Origin of the sequence: Flavobacterium tagetis, from assembly GCF_016735615.1 — a bacterium.
GTDB classification, from domain to species: Bacteria; Bacteroidota; Bacteroidia; order Flavobacteriales; family Flavobacteriaceae; genus Flavobacterium; species Flavobacterium tagetis.
This window is the reverse complement of sequence record NZ_JAERSF010000001.1, coordinates 1,439,935-1,455,395: the sequence shown is the minus strand read 5'-3', so window position 1 is coordinate 1,455,395 and position 15,461 is coordinate 1,439,935. Positions and strand designations below refer to the sequence as shown.

Genomic DNA, 15,461 nt, shown 5'->3' with positions numbered 1-15,461 from the left:
TTTTGTTATATTTGTTTTGAACAAAAAACACAGTTTATGTATAATTTTCTACAAAAATTCCACTCTGGCTGGGCATACTTAGCATTACTTCTTTTAGTTGTTGCAGTTGTTAATGCTATTATCGGAGTAACTTCAAAAAAAGAGTTTACAGCTAAAGATCGTAAAATCGCTTTATTTGCTTTAATTGGTACGCACACTCAATTATTGATTGGTTTAATCTTATATTTCGTTTCTCCACTTGGAAAAGCAGCATTTGGACAAATGTCTAATGCAGAACTAAGACTAACATCATTAGAACACCCTTTAATTAACATTATTGCTATCATCCTAATTACTATTGGATGGTCTAAACATAAAAAACTAGTTAATAGTGAAGCTAAGTTTAAAACCTTTGCTATTTTTTACACATTAGGATTATTGCTTATTTTAAGTAGAATTCCTTGGAACCTTTGGTTCTAAAAAACACCAATTAAAGCCCTCCTACAGGGCTTTTTTTATCTCGGCATATTATTTGTACAAACTCCCCCCAAGTCTGAAAAGAAATAACCCATGAGAAATAAAAAAAACATTTTATTCGCCACAATCGCTTTAACCCTAATTAGCGGCTTTACATATGTTATAAGCCAAACCAAACCTACAACAGAACCTAAAATCATTCAAGATACTGTTAAAAATGTAAAACCAACTATTATCCCATTACCGGATTCTATTTTTACAGACAAAGGTTTAAAACTTAGACCATACAAGAAAAACGCTCACGCTTCCTACTATGCTGATCGTTTTAATGGAAAAAGAACCGCTAACGGAAGCAGATTCAACAACAACAGCTACACAGCAGCTCACAAAAAGCTTCCTTTTGGAACTAGAGTAAAAGTAACCAATGAAGCCAACGGCAAATTTGTTATCGTAAAAATTACAGACCGTGGTCCATTTGTAAAAACTCGCGAAATTGATTTGTCTAAAAGAGCTTTTATGGATATCACCAAAAATAAAGGTGCCGGAGCAATGAAGGTTACCATCGAAACCATAATCGAATAAAAAAATCCCGCTTAAAGCGGGATTTTTTTATTTAAACTAATTTTCTTAGTGCCATTATAACTCCAGTATGAAGTCCTTCATGATAATTATTAAAATCTAAAGCGCCTTGAATGTGGCGAAGTGTAAACCCGATACTAGTCGTGTATTCATGATAATTAACAAAGAGACCGCTTTCAAAATCATTTTTTGTTTTTTCTAATGTTGTTGAAAGCAATGTTCTAATTTCATCAACCTCAGCTTGAGAAACATCTCCTTCTGGCTTGGTTCCTTTTCTGTATTTGTTAACGAAATCTTCAGAAACCATTGTTGGAAGCCCCGATAATTTATAAACCAAAACTTGCTGCGAAGAAATACAGTGGCCTATATTCCAAATAATATTGTTACTGAAACCATCTGGAATTTTGTTTAATTGTTCTAATGAATGACTATCTAAGATTTTCAAAAGAATTTCTCTAATTGTTTTTTGTACATCAAAAACTGAACTCATAATTTTATTTTTTTTCTAAAATTAGTCATTTTTACGCTTCAAATGGATTTTCTTTGCATTCTAACAAATTCATAAAATAATGGACAAAATATATTACTTAGCGTCTTGCGATACTTGCCGAAAAATCATTAAAAGTCTTCCAGAAAACAATCTCGTTTTTCAAGACATTAGACAAGATCCTATTACAGAAGAACAACTAGAAGAAATGTATAAACTTTCTGGAAGTTATGAAGCGTTATTCAGCAAAAAAGCTCAATTGTACAAATCAATGGGATTAAAAGAAAAATCTTTGACTGAAGACGACTTTAAAAAATACATTTTAGAACATTATACTTTCTTGAGTCGTCCAGTTTTTATTATCAACGGAAAAATCTACATCGGCAACAGTCAAAAAAATGTAGCCGAAGTTATAAATGCTCTAACATAAGAATAACTGTAAAATTTGTTCTATAAAACTGATTCACAATTTACAATGCAAGGCATCAAACTTTTAATTATCTTTGCGCCTTTATACTCAATTATATGATACAATCTATGACAGGGTTTGGCAAAGCTTCTTTGCAATTGCCTACAAAGAAAATTACCGTTGAAGTAAAATCTCTAAACTCTAAAGGTTTGGATTTAAATGTAAGAATGCCATCGGTTTACCGCGAAATGGAACTTGGTTTACGAACTCTTATTTCGACAAAACTGGAAAGAGGAAAAATTGATTTTGCGATTTATGTAGAAAGTACCGCAGAACAAACTTCTACTAAAGTAAATGTCCCTGTTGTAAAATATTATATAGCACAGTTAAAAGAAGTAAATCCTGATGCTGATGAAACTGAATTGATGAAAATGGCTGTTCGTATGCCAGATACATTAAAAACAGAACGTGAAGAAATTGATGAAGATGATTGGGATCAAATTCAGGTTATTATAGACGAAGCACTTCAAAATATTTTAAATTTCCGTAAAGACGAAGGTGAATCTCTTGAAAAGGAATTCAATTTACGAATTGGAAATATCCGTCAGTTCATGAACGATACATTGGCGCTTGATCCAGAACGCGTACAAGCGATTAAAGATCGTCTGCAAACTGCAATTTCAGAATTACAGGTTAATGTTGATGAAAATCGTTTTGAACAGGAATTAATCTATTATTTAGAAAAACTAGATATTACAGAAGAAAAAGTTCGTTTAGGAAACCATTTAGACTACTTTATAGAAACTCTTAATGGTTCTGAAGCAAACGGAAGAAAACTTGGTTTCATTACTCAGGAAATGGGACGCGAAATCAATACAATGGGTTCTAAATCGAATCATGCTCAAATGCAGAAATTAGTCGTAATGATGAAGGATGAATTGGAGAAGATAAAAGAGCAGGTTTTAAACGTATTATAAAGCTTTAAGCGATACACAAAAATCCAACACATAATAAAAAAGCTTTGAGACACTGCTTAAAGCCTAAAGCATACATAATGAACAAAGGAAAATTAATTGTTTTTTCGGCACCCTCAGGATCGGGAAAAACAACTATCGTAAAGCATTTATTAGGACAAGAAGATTTAAATCTTGAATTTTCGATTTCGGCAGCATCACGTGAACCACGTGGCGAAGAAGTACATGGAAAAGATTATTATTTCATTTCGTTAGAAGAATTCAAAAAACATATTAAAGCTGAAGATTTCTTGGAATGGGAAGAAGTTTATCGAGACAATTTCTATGGCACTTTAAAATCGGAAATCGAAAGAATCTGGGCTATGGGGAAAAATGTGATTTTTGACATTGATGTTGCGGGCGGTCTTCGCATTAAACATAAATTTCCAGAACAAACTTTAGCAGTTTTCGTAAAACCGCCAAGTGTTGACGAATTAAAACGCCGCTTAAAACAGCGTTCTACAGAAAGTGACGATAAGATCAATATGCGTATAGCAAAAGCATCTGTAGAATTGGCAACTGCTCCACAATTTGACGTAATTATCAAAAACTATGATTTAGCTGTTGCTCTTGAAGAAGCACATCAATTAGTGAAAGATTTCATTTCTAAAAAGTGATTAGTGAATAGTAATTAGTCATTAGTCATTAGCTTAAAAAATAAGTATGATCAAGTCTTATAAAGATTTATTGGTTTGGCAAAAAGGAGTTAAAATAGTTTCTTTAGTTTATCAGTTAGTAAAATCATTTCCTCAAGAAGAATTATACGCTTTAACAAGTCAGTTAAAAAGAGCTTCTGTTTCTATTCCCTCAAATATAGCAGAAGGTTATGGCCGCAATACCGATAAATCTTTTAGTCATTTTTTAAATATATCGAGAGGTTCTTTGTTTGAAATCGAAACTCAATTATTAATTGCTAATGACCTTGGTTTTATAACCAATCAAACTCTTTATGCAGAAATTTTAAATCAAATTGAGGAAGAATCAAAAATGATTAATGCCTTTTCAAAAACACTAAAAGACTAATCACTCTTTACTAAGCACTAGTTACTACAACTATGAAAATAGGCCTATATTTCGGAACATATAACCCCATTCATGTTGGTCATTTGATCATTGCCAATCACATGGCTGAGTTTGCAGATTTGGATCAGATTTGGATGGTTGTTACACCACATAATCCGTTAAAAAAGAAAGCGACTTTGTTAGACGACCAACAGCGTTTGCAAATGGTTTATCTAGCAACAGAAGATTATCCGAAAATAAAACCGTCAGATATTGAGTTTAAATTACCTCAACCGAGTTATACTGTAATTACTTTGGAGTATTTAAAGGAAAAATATCCAACTCATGAATTTTCTTTAATCATGGGCGAAGACAATCTAAAAACGCTTCACAAATGGAGAAACTATGAAGTGATTCTCGAAAATCATGATATTTATGTTTATCCGAGAATTTCTGAAGAACCTGAAAATGTAGAGTTAAAATCGCATCCGAAAATTCATGTAATCGATGCGCCAATTGTAGAAATTTCTTCAACTTTTATTCGAAACAGTATTAAAGAAGGTAAAAATATTCAGCCTTTATTGCCTCCAAAGGTTTGGGAATATATTGATCATAATAATTTTTATAAGAAGTAAATTCTCTAAACAGTTTATATAAAATCTTGTCATTTCGACCGAAGGGAGAAATCACACAAGAAACTCCGTAAAGAGCATTCCATCTTTGTCGATTTACGAGTGTGATTTCTCCCTTCGGTCGAAATGACAATAGACTGCAATAAAAAAGCCTGAATTCTAAATTCAGGCTTTTTGCTATAATTAAGCTTCGATGCTTACTTCGCTTTTTACTCTTGCTCTTATTTCATTCAGTGATTGATCAACCAAAAGTTTTCCATCTCTGAAAACCTCTTTCAATTCGCCTTGTTTTTCTTCTTCCCAAGAAACATTATCGGTTAAATGATACTTGCCGTCGATTAAATCAATTTTCATCAATCCTTTAGCCGATTTTTTAGTTCCGTCATCTGTAATTGGATCTTTGAAGATGGCTCTTCCTTCTCCGTTTACTTCTCCGTAAGTTGCTTTCATTGCAAAACCGAAAGTATCTCTGGTATTATATTGATATGTGAAAGATCCAATTCCTAAAACAACATTTGTAGAAGCAAATCCTTTTTCTCTTAATCTTTCGCAGATTTGAGTTGCTCTTGCTACTGTAATACTATCTCCATAAATTGCTCCAATTTGCGGAACCAATTCTTTGAATCCTTTCGCGTTTGTTGTACCGCCAAAAACATCCCAAAGCAATTCGATAACGCCTTTTTTCTCTTGTTCTGTTTTTCCATTTGGATTTCCACAGATAATATCTACTGGATCACCGCTGTCAGGACGAATTACAACTTTACCTTCTCTTGAAACAATTTCTTCTTTTAATCTTGGAAGATAATCCGTTAAAACTTTCCATAAATCCCAAGTGTCTGAAACGATAGAAACAATTCCTTTTGGATATACTTCTGTAATTAACCTTTTGAAAGTTTCATACTCCCCTTCTGTTGTTCCCATACACATAACAGAATGTTCTGTTGCGGCTACTGAACCTGCAACCAATTCTAGATCTGAATTGGCATTGTAATATTCTTCTAAGAAATCAATTGCAGGAATTGTATCAGATCCTGTAAAACTCAATAAATGTCCAGCTGCAGAAGTTAATGCCGCTTCGATTCCGCCCATTCCTCTCATTGAGAAATCATGTGCTTGCCAATCTACAAATTCTGGAACAGAAGACGTTTCTGCTGCATATTTATCTAATACTTTTCTATATTCTTTTGCAATTGTAGCTGAATTACAAGGCAACCAAACTACTGCTGAAAGTAATGTTTCGAAATAATTCGTCAGCCAGAAAAATTCTGGAATTGTATTATACATCGTGAACATTGGAACTCGCAACGGAACACTCGCGCCTTCTGGCAAAGCTTTAAATACCATCGGAATATACCCTAAATCGTGTAAATCTTCTATATGTTTAGTTCCAACTAAATTTTCGCCTAAGTAATTATTGATTCTGCGAGAATACTTTTTAATCACTTCTTCTTTTGGCTTTTTGAAGAAATCCTCTTCGAAGTCATGAATGATATATTTTTTAATGAAATACTGCAATCCAAAAAAGATTACCTCATCAACTGTTTCAATTCTTGATTTTCTTGGTGTCCAGTTAGAATATACGATTGTGGTTCCGTCTGGGTATTGTCTTCTGTGGTCAACTTTGTAACCGTCAGTTAATAGTAGTGGGTTCATATATAAGTTATTTATATTTTACTTGATAAGCGTTGTGCTAAATCTTTTATATCATTTGTTCTTACTAAATTCTCAATCCATTTTTGCGGAATATTCTCGATTCCATAATAAATTCCTGCCAATCCTCCCGCAATTGCACCGGTCGTATCTGTATCTTGCCCTAAATTAACTGCTTTTAAAACAGTTTCTTCAAAAGAATTCGAATTTAGAAAACACCAAATGCTCGCTTCTAAACTATGAAGCACATAACCCGAAGAATGAATTTCATTTTCATTGCATTTTGAAATATCATTTTTCAAAATTCTATCAAATAATCCGATTTCAACGAGATTAAAACTTTTATCTTTCAGAAATTCAGAAAGAACAAGTTGCGTGTTTTTATAAGCTTCGAATTTATCTTTATCTTTTAAAATTTCCAAACAATAAACCACGTAAATAAAACAAGCAAATACAGATCTGAAATGCGCATGTGTTATTGATGAAACTTCTTTTACCCTTTGATAAATAACTTCAACGCTATTTTCTTTTTGAAGATAAAAAACCAATGGCAAAATACGCATTAAGGAACCATTTCCGTTATCATTTTCAGAAAATCCTCCGCATAAATCGGGCTGATGTCCTTTTGCAATATTTAAAATTGCATTTCTGGTTGCTATTCCAATATCAAAAACTTGTCCGTGTGGTGTCCATAATTCTGCGCTATACCATTTTACAAAGTTCCTTGCAATATCATTCAAATCATAGCCCAAACATAAACTCTCCGCTAAACAAAAAGCAAGTGAACTGTCATCGCTCCAAGTTCCAATTGGCTGATGATGTGTTCCAAAACCAAACATTTCTGTAACTGGATTTTGTTTTAAATAAGCTCTTGATTGAAATTCAACCGGAACCCCCAAAGCATCGCCAACAGCCAAGCCAAATAAACCAGATTCTATTCTATTTTTCATTTTATTTATTTCTTCCTTTCTCGTTAGGATACAAGGTTTGCACGACATCACTCTGCCAAAATTCTTTTGATTCTACATCAATACAGGAAAGTTTTCCGTAAAAACCCGCTCCAGTATCAATATTCCAAACATTACAACCTTGCATTGGGATTTCTACATCGTAATGAAACGTTGGCGTATGACCTATGTAGATTTCATTAAAGAGCAATAACCTTTTTGGATATAAAATCGAATCTTTTTTGATTCGCTTGTCCATTGTCAGTGCCATTTCCCATAATGTTCTGTCCCACGAAAAATTGGTTTGGTAATGTTCTTTTTCTGGTCCATGCATAGAGGAGAATCCAGCGTGAATAAAAAGATTGTTGTTTTCATCTACGAAATAATCTTTCATCTGATTAAAGAATTCCTGATGCTTGTTCTTTTCTGAAAGACCAAAATTCTGATAACTTTCTATTGTCGATTTTCCTCCGTGAAGAAACCAGATATCATTTACAACATCGTTCATCAACCAATCTTGACACCAAGCATCGTGATTTCCTTTTATAAAAATACATTCGTGTTTTTGAGATAATTCAATAAGAAAATCAATAACCTGAGCCGATTCGCTCCAACCATCTACATAATCTCCTAAGAAAATTAGCCGATCATTTTCAGACACATCAATTCTGTCCAGTAATTGAAACAAAGCGTTTAATGCTCCATGAATATCTCCAAAAACTAGTGTTCTTTTCATTTTTTAAAATTCAATGTATTTCGAAGGAACCTCATCAGTCAACCAGACATTATTTTCGGATAAATAAAATTTAAATCCGTCTCTGTGCATCGCTCCGCTTCTAACAGTTAAAATCTGTGGCACTCCTCTTCTGCTTCCGACTTTTGTTGCCGTTTCTTTGTCTTTGCTTAAATGCACATGTTGGCGACTCATTTTCTTCAAACCTTCTGCTCGAATGTTTTCCATAAACTTCCCAACCGTTCCGTGGTACAAATATTCCAAAGGTTCTGTTTCTGCCAGGTTTAATTCAACCGAAATCGAATGTCCCTGACTTGCACGGATTTTGGTTTTATCTTCATTGTAAGCAAAACGCTTTTTATCGTTATTTTCTATGACGTAATCTAAAAGTTCTGCGTCCATGCGTTGTCCTTTTTTATTACATTTTATAATTAATTCTTCAACATCTGCCCAACCATTTTCGTCTAATTTTAATCCGATTTTTTCTGGCGAATGTCTAAGCACCAGACTTAAAAACTTGCTGACGCTTTTTGCTATGTTTTCATTCATTTTTTTCTTTTTTTACCAATGAAATGTTCCTACGGAACATCTTTGGAATTCTATAATCATTCTACCGACGCGATGTTCCTAGCGGAACAATTTTGATCGATAATATTTATCTCAATTCATCCCTAACTTCCATCAAAGCAAAACCTAACAAATTCAAACCTTTCCATTTTTCAGGATTTAGCGCCTCTGTATGATCGCTTGCCATTCCGATTCCCCAAATTGGATCTACTGGACTCGCTTCTACAATAACTCTATCGTTTGTATTTAATAAAAAAGTTTTCAAATCAGGATTTTGACTGAATTTATGATAGTTTCCTTCTTTTACAATTTCAAATCGGTTTTCTAACCAGATTTTGTCATCGTAATTTCTCACTTTGCGTCCTAGTTTTTTGGCTTCGGCAGGTGAATTGCATTTTATAATTTTTTCTAAAATTTCCTGATCCTTGAACAATTCCGCTTTTTTGGCCATCATCCAGTGTTCAGCTGTTTTATAAGTTACATCATTAACTTCGAACGAACTTAACCACCATTGGCTGAAACAGGTTTTAGTAATCGTTCCGTCTTTACTTGGCTGGTGTCCCCAGAAAAATAAAAACTTACTTTCTGGAACTATATTTTCTATATTGTATTTCATTTTTTCTAATTATTGATACAAAGAAGTAATCTTTTTAAAATCTTTTGAATCTGGAGAAAATGATCCGTAAATGGTATCGAAATCTGTTGTTAGTTTTTCAAATTTATAACCCTTTTCTAACTGATCCATGCACGTTACAACCAAATTTCTTTTTGCATTCGGACTATAAGCGGCATCTAATTTTAAAGCGTAATTCAACAAATCATAATCCAGATCTCCAAATCTGAGCTGTTTTTGATATTCGTTAAAAACGCAGGTTTCTTCTTCGTTGTTTTTTAATTGTATTTCTCTTTCATTTGGCATCCAGCCGTGACCATGTCTTGTGGTGTAACTTCTGGTTGCGTAGTACACTTCGACATCTTCAATTTTTAGTTTATTACAAATTTCAATTGCATTTTTTGAAGTGGTATTGGCATAGGTTACATTCGGAAAAACTCCGTGATCCATGTCGAGCAGAATTCCTTGACTGCCTTCAAAAATCAGATTTTCGTATTTTGAAAGAAACGTATAATCGACAATATTCCACTTTAATTTATCTATTGCTTCTAAATATGCATTGATTTCTTCCTCAATTCCACTTTCATTTAAAAAGCCATAGTAATATGCGATTTGGTTTAGTTTTTCTAAAAGCATTTCGCGAGGAGCAATCAAATCGATAGCAAACAATTTATACGGACCTTCATTTCTTTTCATCGTTGAACCAATGCCTTTTCCGCAGGTTCCGTTTTCAATGTTTCTCACATTCCCTCTGTTGTGCCAGACGTCAAACGGAGTGGTAACTTTTGCTAAAGGATGAATATACAGATCCAGATTAGCGTTTTTTTCTTTTAATTCTTCTCTTTCGTTATACAAAAAAAGCGGATGAATCGTACAGTGCTCGCTGTAATAAGACGGAAGACCACGAAGTGCTCCGCTTGCAAAACTCGAATGCACGTGTTTTCTATTACCGATCATGACGGTATGAGCGGCCTGCTGTCCTCCTGAAAAGCGAATAACTATAGATTCAGGGTTTTGTTTTGCCAGAAAATCTGTTGTTATGCCTTTTCCTTCATCACCAAATCCTAAACCTATAACTATTTTCGCTGTTTTCATTTTTAAAGCATTTCTATATTATCTAAGCTGTTATCACTTGCATCAGAAACTGGTATTGGTCCTAAACCAGAACTTTTATGCTTATCGCAGATAATCTTTTTAATTACATTTGGAATTTCTCTATGATCTTCTATAGACAAACAATTTTGTCCCAGTAATTCTTTCCATTCTACATCAGCGTTAATGGCTTGTCCTGAATGCAAGACACTAATATGATAAACGTCGTATCTTTTTTGCGCTTCTGCCAATAATTCAAGATGCGTATAAGTCTGTTGTCCCTGCCCCATAATTTCTTTAATTGCTGAAGCTGGAAGTGTTTTCAAACCTGGTTCATCGCCAACAGTAAACAACAATCCTTTTTGTCCTCTTTTTTCGAATGCATCTGTTTTGGTATGAAATGCGGCAAAATACCAAGCCAAAAGATAACTTTCTCCAGCGTTTCCGCCTCCGCCACCTTCTATGTAAGTTCTTGTTAACCACATATCTAATTCTTCGTCACCAGATTCAAACTGTCCAACTTGAAGCGGATATCTGTCGCATTCGTGATCTCCTATTCCCAAGAATAAAAGTGCAGGATCCGGAACGCCTCCTTGAATAATTCCTCCCATTAACTTTGGAAGTCCTTCTTTTATCAATTCGTGTGGAATATGTCCCATACTTCCGGTCACGTCCAATCCTAAAATAATTGGAACTGTATTTGGATGCACATCTGAATCTCTGGCTTCTCTAAAAATTACCCCGTTTGGATTCATCGATTCATGAGCCATTCGTAATGCATTCTGTGTAAAAATCTCACTAGCTGATTTACTAGCATAACCTACCTTTTTTGCTCTGCTTTCGCGAGCTCCGAAATCATATCTTGTACCTCCCATGGCTAATATTTTTTACCAAATAAATACTCAAATCTCTTTTTTGTAACCTCAAATTGGATGTTTAAATTTCTGATGGTCAACGAAAGCTCCATGTCTTTTTGTACAAAAGCTTCTGGCTGGAAATCCGCAAAAGTCAAACTGTTTTTATCCAATGGACTAATATCAATTAGCCCCTCTTGTTCTCTTTCGAGTCTTTTTATTTTTAATTCAATATCTTCGACTCTTCTTCTGTATATTAATTCAGAATCTTCACCAATTACTTTGGCTCTGTCTTCTCTTATCTGATCATTATTTCTTCTTAAAGACTCAATGAATCTTGGTTTTAAATCGTCGCTCATAATATTTTGGTTGTTTTGTTTCAGGTTTTTCTTATTTCAAGTTGTGCACTGAACTTAAAATTTGGGTTTTAAACCTAAAATGGTTAATAGTTTTTGTTTCACTTAATGAAACTTCTCTTTTAATTTAAGATCCAAATTGATTAGAAAATCTCTTCCATATGTGCCATTTTCTAATTCATCATATAAAAACTTTGGCAGTGTTTTTTCGCAACTCTCTTTTTGACTCAAAATCGCCATACTCAAAGCTGCAACAGTATCGGTATCTCCACCATAATCGATTCCTTTTTTTAAACTATCTTGCATAGAATCTGCCTCAGAAACCATTTTGATAACAGCTTGTGTGGTAAAATACCCGTGCATATCAATTGGCGATGTCACTTTGTATATTTCTTTTTCTTTTAAAGTATCGTTTACAAAATCGATTAATGAACTTTTATCTCCTAATTTATATTTGTAAAAATGAACTGCTAAAGCTATTCTTTTAGCACAGCTGATTCCTTCTGCTGTATGATGAGATGTTTTGGCTTGAATCTCACAAAACTCTAGCAATTGCTTGACATCTTTTATAAGTCCGATTGAGTAAGCTCGCATTGCAGATCCATTTCCGTTACTTCTGTTATCAATTATTTTTAGAAAATCAGTTCCGTTTTTACTCGCATCTAATGCATTATAAACTCTGTCTGAATATCCTCTTCTTTTATCTCTATGAAAAACTTCAACAAACTTATCGGCGACTTTTACTTCATTCCAATTGTCATCTTCTAACAAAAGTTCTGTTATTGCAATTGCCATTTGTGTATCGTCAGTATATTTTTTATAGATTTCCGTATACATTCCGTGTTTGTGATATTGAGTCAAATCATTGTTTTTAATAATGTAATCTAACTCCTGAAATTCAAATCCTGCTCCGTAGGCATCGCCTATCGCTGCTTCTAGTATCATTTTTTGGGATTTAAAAGTTAAACTAATTGATCTAATCCAATCACTTGAACACTTTCACCTTCAAAATCTTTAAAAGAATTGGTTGTAAAAATGCCATCAAAGCAGTTTAAAACTTCGAAACCTTTATTGAAAATTCCGTGGCTTACAGCTAAGTATAATTTTCCTGCGTTTTTCTTTTTTAGTTCTTCTGCTAATCCTACGAAAGTTCCTCCTCCGTCACAGATATCATCAACAATTAAACAATCCATTCCTTGCAAATCATCATTGTAAACTTTGAAGCCAGATAGTTTTCCGGTTTTTACATCACGACTTTTACTGCATTCTACAACCTCAACACCTCCTAAAAATTCAGATACTTTGTAGATTTTTTTCAAAGCCCCACCGTCTGGAGAAATCAGTTTTACGTTTTCGCCAATTCTATTCAAAACTTCTTTGATAAAAGTATAGTTCGGAATTATAGTACTATTATTTAACAAAGCTGGAGTTACTTCAGAATGTGCATCAAAAACAAAAACTTTGTTCAATTGCATTGCATTAATAATATCAGCATACACTTTTACAGATAATGGTTCGCCAGGAATCATAACACGATCTTGTCTTGCAGCAGGGAAATAAGGAATAAAAAGATCTATGATTTTAACATCCATTCTGCGTAAAGCATCAACTGTAACACACAACAAACCTAAGTCGTTGAATGAATTTAATCGGTGTGTAATGGTAACTTTTTTATTTGCATCAAAATCTGGTGCGATTTTGATGTGTGGTTCTCCTCCAGAGAAAGTAAAACTTTGAAATTTAATTTCTTCCTGATTTTGAAATGGAGCGAATTTTGGGTCGAGATTTAGTATCATAGTTTTTTAGTTTGCGTTAATTATACGCAAATGTAGAATTTAATTTTGAATAAACAATTTATTTTGTGTAAAAATTACGCAAACTTTATTTCGAAGTGAAAGCCGTTTTTAATTAACTCATTATATTTCAGGTTATTGAACTTGAAAAGTTTTGCTGGACGACCTGTTTTAATTGGTGAGAATTTTTCAGTTTCTTCCAAAATACCGTAACTCAGTATTTTTTTTCTGAAATTTCGACGGTCAATTTCTTTTTCTAAAATGGTACAATAAAGGTTTTCAAGATCTGAAAATAAGAATTCTTCTGGAAGTAAATCGAAACCAATTGGTTCATACGTCAGTTTGGCTTTAAGCCTTTCTATTCCTTTCTTTAAAATCAAATTATGATCGAATGCCAAAGGCGGAATTTCATCTATTTTAAACCATTGCACTCTTTCTGCATCTGTATCTGCTTTAATCTCCAAATTCGAAGCATCTACCAAAGCATAATAGGCAACAGAAATCACACGGTTTCTTGAATCTCTATGGATATCATCTCCAAAAGTGTATAATTGCTCCATAAAATTAAGCTGGACATTTGTTTCTTCATGCAATTCGCGAATGACAGCGTCACTTAAAGATTCATCATTTTGAACCAAACCACCAGGCAATGCCCAATATTTATCTGCCGAACCAAATTTCTGCTCAATCAATAGTGCATATAAATCATTGTTCTTGTATCCAAAAACAATCGCATCTACAGCAATTCTAATATTTTGTAATTTTTCCATAATCCTTAATCCTATCAAACAAATATAACGAATGAGGACCAACTTTGTAATCTATGCTTGCGCAATAAATTACAAAGTTGGCCCTCATTACTATTTTTACAAGCGGTATTTTAGTTGACCGTTACACTTTTCTTTGGGCTAACAGTACAACTTCCACCGTCTTTTTTTAGCGTTACATCAGCTTTTACTTCAAAAGTTCCTGCGGTACTATAAGTATGCGATATAGCTCCGGTCGAAGTATTTATGGTTTCTGTTTTTCCATCGCCAAAAGTCCATTTTACAGAAGATACTGTATTGCTTCCACTGTATTGTATGGAGTAATTAATTATTTTCGAATTTGTTCCATCTGCCGAGTGCTTTAATTCCGTTAATATCGAGTCTCCAAAACAATCTACAATTGCTTCATCATCACTTTTACTGCAAGAAATAATTACAAAAAACAGCAAAGGAAACATCAAAACAGGCATAATCTTTTTCATAATCGGAAATTTTTAGTGGTTTATATATATCAAAATTACTCTTTTATGCTATAAGAACAAATGATCGAAATCATAATCTATTACCAAAAAACAACTTTAATTCCTTCTCAATAATATCAAAAAACGACTTTACATTATTGTTTTTTGGCGCCAATAAATACACAAACTCTTCTGGAACATGAAAGCTATTCCAAACTAACTGCAGTTTATTTTCTTTAATGTAATGTCTTGCATTGCAATTCCAAGTTGCCGCGATTCCTTCGTTTTTTGCCAGAAGTCTAAGCATTTCAGATTCTGAAGGTATAATGTAATTAGGTACCATCGATGGCCTTTTTTTATTAAAAGCATGCAACCAGAATAATTTTATATGCGGAATTCTCGCATCATGGCTGTACCATTTTTGTGCATTCAGCCATTGTTCAATTTCAGTAAAATTATCTGATTTTAATTTCTGACGAAACTCTGTTATATCTAAACTTATTGGAGCAACTAAAATCAGTTTGATTTTTCCAACAATTTCATAAGTCGTATCAAAAGTGTCAAATCTTTTGGTTGTAATGGCAAAGTCAAGTTTTTTAGCATCAACTAAGGCAAAAAGTTCGTCGTTTTCTGCAAAAGTAAAATCAATTAAATCAAACTTTGAAATTAAAAGATTGCCAACACAGTCAAAAAGATGTTTCGAGATTCCAACAGAAATTAATCGATTAGCATCTTCTGCTTTAGCCCTGAAACTGGTTTCGACACTTTCGAGCCTGTCAAGAGCGTCTATAATCAAATTATTCAGTAACTTAGCGTATTCGGTTGGTTCAACACCTTTTGATTTCCGGTTAAATAATTTATTTCCGACGTGCGCCTCAAGCATTGAAATCTGCTGACTAACCGCAGGCTGACTCATAAATAATTCCTTCGCAGCCACTGAAAAATTACCGTTTTTGTAAACTGCCTTAAAAGTTCTGTACCATTCTAGATTTACCATGACATAAATTTATTTATAACAAACATAGTTTATTTTATTTTTACTGATATCAC

Annotated in this window: 21 protein-coding genes; 7 read left to right on the top strand and 14 right to left on the bottom strand. The window is 33.5% G+C overall.

Features of this window, described 5'->3' with window-relative positions; translation table 11 throughout:
• The first annotated feature begins 36 nt into the window (after nucleotides 1-36).
• On the top strand, nucleotides 37-459 hold the full coding sequence (locus tag JI750_RS06260; protein ID WP_111365605.1) for a hypothetical protein: 423 nt from the start codon (nucleotides 37-39) through the stop codon (nucleotides 457-459).
• Between the two features lie 90 nt (nucleotides 460-549).
• The gene (locus JI750_RS06255) at nucleotides 550-1,038 is read left to right on the top strand and encodes a septal ring lytic transglycosylase RlpA family protein (protein ID WP_201999433.1); all 489 of its coding nucleotides are present in this window, start codon (nucleotides 550-552) and stop codon (nucleotides 1,036-1,038) included.
• 31 nt (nucleotides 1,039-1,069) lie between these two features.
• Here JI750_RS06255 and JI750_RS06250 read toward each other — a convergent pair whose 3' ends face one another.
• Nucleotides 1,070-1,525, bottom strand: coding sequence for a DinB family protein (locus JI750_RS06250; RefSeq protein ID WP_201999432.1), 456 nt, complete (start codon nucleotides 1,523-1,525; stop codon nucleotides 1,070-1,072).
• Nucleotides 1,526-1,604: 79 nt separating this feature from the next.
• On the opposite strand from JI750_RS06250, the gene JI750_RS06245 reads away from it, so the two are divergent.
• From JI750_RS06245 to nadD, 5 genes are all read left to right on the top strand, one after another.
• Nucleotides 1,605-1,952 carry an arsenate reductase family protein gene (locus JI750_RS06245; protein ID WP_201999431.1) on the top strand — a complete coding sequence of 116 codons (348 nt, stop codon included), beginning with the start codon at nucleotides 1,605-1,607 and terminating at the stop codon, nucleotides 1,950-1,952.
• 95 nt (nucleotides 1,953-2,047) lie between these two features.
• Entirely contained in the window at nucleotides 2,048-2,908 is an 861-nt protein-coding gene (locus tag JI750_RS06240) for a YicC/YloC family endoribonuclease (protein WP_201999430.1), read from the top strand.
• Between the two features lie 77 nt (nucleotides 2,909-2,985).
• Nucleotides 2,986-3,561 carry a guanylate kinase gene (gmk, locus tag JI750_RS06235; RefSeq protein ID WP_201999429.1) on the top strand — a complete coding sequence of 192 codons (576 nt, stop codon included), beginning with the start codon at nucleotides 2,986-2,988 and terminating at the stop codon, nucleotides 3,559-3,561.
• A 46-nt stretch (nucleotides 3,562-3,607) separates the two neighbouring features.
• Nucleotides 3,608-3,967 (top strand): four helix bundle protein, encoded by a 360-nt coding sequence (locus JI750_RS06230; RefSeq protein ID WP_111287307.1) that lies wholly within the window; start codon nucleotides 3,608-3,610, stop codon nucleotides 3,965-3,967.
• Between the two features lie 32 nt (nucleotides 3,968-3,999).
• Nucleotides 4,000-4,581 carry a nicotinate (nicotinamide) nucleotide adenylyltransferase gene (gene nadD / locus JI750_RS06225; RefSeq protein ID WP_201999428.1) on the top strand — a complete coding sequence of 194 codons (582 nt, stop codon included), beginning with the start codon at nucleotides 4,000-4,002 and terminating at the stop codon, nucleotides 4,579-4,581.
• A 180-nt stretch (nucleotides 4,582-4,761) separates the two neighbouring features.
• On the opposite strand, the gene JI750_RS06220 is transcribed toward nadD, so the two are convergent.
• The 13 genes from JI750_RS06220 to JI750_RS06160 form a co-directional block, all read right to left on the bottom strand.
• The gene (locus JI750_RS06220) at nucleotides 4,762-6,231 is read right to left on the bottom strand and encodes a nicotinate phosphoribosyltransferase (RefSeq protein WP_201999427.1); all 1,470 of its coding nucleotides are present in this window, start codon (nucleotides 6,229-6,231) and stop codon (nucleotides 4,762-4,764) included.
• Between the two features lie 11 nt (nucleotides 6,232-6,242).
• Nucleotides 6,243-7,178 (bottom strand): ADP-ribosylglycohydrolase family protein, encoded by a 936-nt coding sequence (locus JI750_RS06215; RefSeq protein ID WP_201999426.1) that lies wholly within the window; start codon nucleotides 7,176-7,178, stop codon nucleotides 6,243-6,245.
• 1 nt (nucleotide 7,179) lies between these two features.
• Nucleotides 7,180-7,911: a metallophosphoesterase family protein gene (locus JI750_RS06210; protein ID WP_201999425.1), complete on the bottom strand. Its 732-nt coding sequence runs from the start codon at nucleotides 7,909-7,911 to the stop codon at nucleotides 7,180-7,182.
• Between the two features lie 3 nt (nucleotides 7,912-7,914).
• Nucleotides 7,915-8,457 (bottom strand): RNA 2'-phosphotransferase, encoded by a 543-nt coding sequence (locus JI750_RS06205; protein WP_201999424.1) that lies wholly within the window; start codon nucleotides 8,455-8,457, stop codon nucleotides 7,915-7,917.
• A gap of 106 nt (nucleotides 8,458-8,563) precedes the next feature.
• Entirely contained in the window at nucleotides 8,564-9,091 is a 528-nt protein-coding gene (gene ybiA / locus JI750_RS06200; protein WP_201999423.1) for a riboflavin biosynthesis intermediates N-glycosidase, read from the bottom strand.
• A gap of 9 nt (nucleotides 9,092-9,100) precedes the next feature.
• A complete protein-coding gene (locus JI750_RS06195) occupies nucleotides 9,101-10,183 on the bottom strand; it encodes an adenylosuccinate synthetase (RefSeq protein WP_201999422.1) in 1,083 nt (360 codons plus the stop codon).
• 2 nt (nucleotides 10,184-10,185) lie between these two features.
• Nucleotides 10,186-11,055 (bottom strand): hypothetical protein, encoded by an 870-nt coding sequence (locus JI750_RS06190; protein WP_201999421.1) that lies wholly within the window; start codon nucleotides 11,053-11,055, stop codon nucleotides 10,186-10,188.
• A 2-nt stretch (nucleotides 11,056-11,057) separates the two neighbouring features.
• Nucleotides 11,058-11,393: a hypothetical protein gene (locus tag JI750_RS06185; RefSeq protein WP_091494899.1), complete on the bottom strand. Its 336-nt coding sequence runs from the start codon at nucleotides 11,391-11,393 to the stop codon at nucleotides 11,058-11,060.
• Between the two features lie 102 nt (nucleotides 11,394-11,495).
• On the bottom strand, nucleotides 11,496-12,335 hold the full coding sequence (locus JI750_RS06180; RefSeq protein WP_201999420.1) for an ADP-ribosylglycohydrolase family protein: 840 nt from the start codon (nucleotides 12,333-12,335) through the stop codon (nucleotides 11,496-11,498).
• 17 nt (nucleotides 12,336-12,352) lie between these two features.
• Nucleotides 12,353-13,186, bottom strand: coding sequence for a ribose-phosphate diphosphokinase (gene prs, locus JI750_RS06175; RefSeq protein ID WP_201999419.1), 834 nt, complete (start codon nucleotides 13,184-13,186; stop codon nucleotides 12,353-12,355).
• Between the two features lie 74 nt (nucleotides 13,187-13,260).
• Nucleotides 13,261-13,953: an NUDIX hydrolase gene (locus JI750_RS06170; protein ID WP_201999418.1), complete on the bottom strand. Its 693-nt coding sequence runs from the start codon at nucleotides 13,951-13,953 to the stop codon at nucleotides 13,261-13,263.
• A gap of 110 nt (nucleotides 13,954-14,063) precedes the next feature.
• Complete coding sequence (locus tag JI750_RS06165; RefSeq protein ID WP_201999417.1) at nucleotides 14,064-14,432, bottom strand: PKD domain-containing protein; 369 nt, start codon at nucleotides 14,430-14,432, stop codon at nucleotides 14,064-14,066.
• 70 nt (nucleotides 14,433-14,502) lie between these two features.
• On the bottom strand, nucleotides 14,503-15,408 hold the full coding sequence (locus tag JI750_RS06160; protein ID WP_111377551.1) for a LysR family transcriptional regulator: 906 nt from the start codon (nucleotides 15,406-15,408) through the stop codon (nucleotides 14,503-14,505).
• Nucleotides 15,409-15,461: the final 53 nt, after the last annotated feature.

What these genes read in the sequence shown, in the direction of transcription:
- JI750_RS06260 (WP_111365605.1), top strand. Translation starts at nt 37, where the DNA reads ATGTATAATTTTCTACAAAAATTCCACTCTGGCTGGGCATACTTAGCA.
- JI750_RS06255 (WP_201999433.1), top strand. Translation starts at nt 550, where the DNA reads ATGAGAAATAAAAAAAACATTTTATTCGCCACAATCGCTTTAACCCTA.
- JI750_RS06250 (WP_201999432.1), bottom strand. Translation starts at nt 1,525, where the DNA reads ATGAGTTCAGTTTTTGATGTACAAAAAACAATTAGAGAAATTCTTTTG.
- JI750_RS06245 (WP_201999431.1), top strand. Translation starts at nt 1,605, where the DNA reads ATGGACAAAATATATTACTTAGCGTCTTGCGATACTTGCCGAAAAATC.
- JI750_RS06240 (WP_201999430.1), top strand. Translation starts at nt 2,048, where the DNA reads ATGATACAATCTATGACAGGGTTTGGCAAAGCTTCTTTGCAATTGCCT.
- gmk (WP_201999429.1), top strand. Translation starts at nt 2,986, where the DNA reads ATGAACAAAGGAAAATTAATTGTTTTTTCGGCACCCTCAGGATCGGGA.
- JI750_RS06230 (WP_111287307.1), top strand. Translation starts at nt 3,608, where the DNA reads ATGATCAAGTCTTATAAAGATTTATTGGTTTGGCAAAAAGGAGTTAAA.
- nadD (WP_201999428.1), top strand. Translation starts at nt 4,000, where the DNA reads ATGAAAATAGGCCTATATTTCGGAACATATAACCCCATTCATGTTGGT.
- JI750_RS06220 (WP_201999427.1), bottom strand. Translation starts at nt 6,231, where the DNA reads ATGAACCCACTACTATTAACTGACGGTTACAAAGTTGACCACAGAAGA.
- JI750_RS06215 (WP_201999426.1), bottom strand. Translation starts at nt 7,178, where the DNA reads ATGAAAAATAGAATAGAATCTGGTTTATTTGGCTTGGCTGTTGGCGAT.
- JI750_RS06210 (WP_201999425.1), bottom strand. Translation starts at nt 7,911, where the DNA reads ATGAAAAGAACACTAGTTTTTGGAGATATTCATGGAGCATTAAACGCT.
- JI750_RS06205 (WP_201999424.1), bottom strand. Translation starts at nt 8,457, where the DNA reads ATGAATGAAAACATAGCAAAAAGCGTCAGCAAGTTTTTAAGTCTGGTG.
- ybiA (WP_201999423.1), bottom strand. Translation starts at nt 9,091, where the DNA reads ATGAAATACAATATAGAAAATATAGTTCCAGAAAGTAAGTTTTTATTT.
- JI750_RS06195 (WP_201999422.1), bottom strand. Translation starts at nt 10,183, where the DNA reads ATGAAAACAGCGAAAATAGTTATAGGTTTAGGATTTGGTGATGAAGGA.
- JI750_RS06190 (WP_201999421.1), bottom strand. Translation starts at nt 11,055, where the DNA reads ATGGGAGGTACAAGATATGATTTCGGAGCTCGCGAAAGCAGAGCAAAA.
- JI750_RS06185 (WP_091494899.1), bottom strand. Translation starts at nt 11,393, where the DNA reads ATGAGCGACGATTTAAAACCAAGATTCATTGAGTCTTTAAGAAGAAAT.
- JI750_RS06180 (WP_201999420.1), bottom strand. Translation starts at nt 12,335, where the DNA reads ATGATACTAGAAGCAGCGATAGGCGATGCCTACGGAGCAGGATTTGAA.
- prs (WP_201999419.1), bottom strand. Translation starts at nt 13,186, where the DNA reads ATGATACTAAATCTCGACCCAAAATTCGCTCCATTTCAAAATCAGGAA.
- JI750_RS06170 (WP_201999418.1), bottom strand. Translation starts at nt 13,953, where the DNA reads ATGGAAAAATTACAAAATATTAGAATTGCTGTAGATGCGATTGTTTTT.
- JI750_RS06165 (WP_201999417.1), bottom strand. Translation starts at nt 14,432, where the DNA reads ATGAAAAAGATTATGCCTGTTTTGATGTTTCCTTTGCTGTTTTTTGTA.
- JI750_RS06160 (WP_111377551.1), bottom strand. Translation starts at nt 15,408, where the DNA reads ATGGTAAATCTAGAATGGTACAGAACTTTTAAGGCAGTTTACAAAAAC.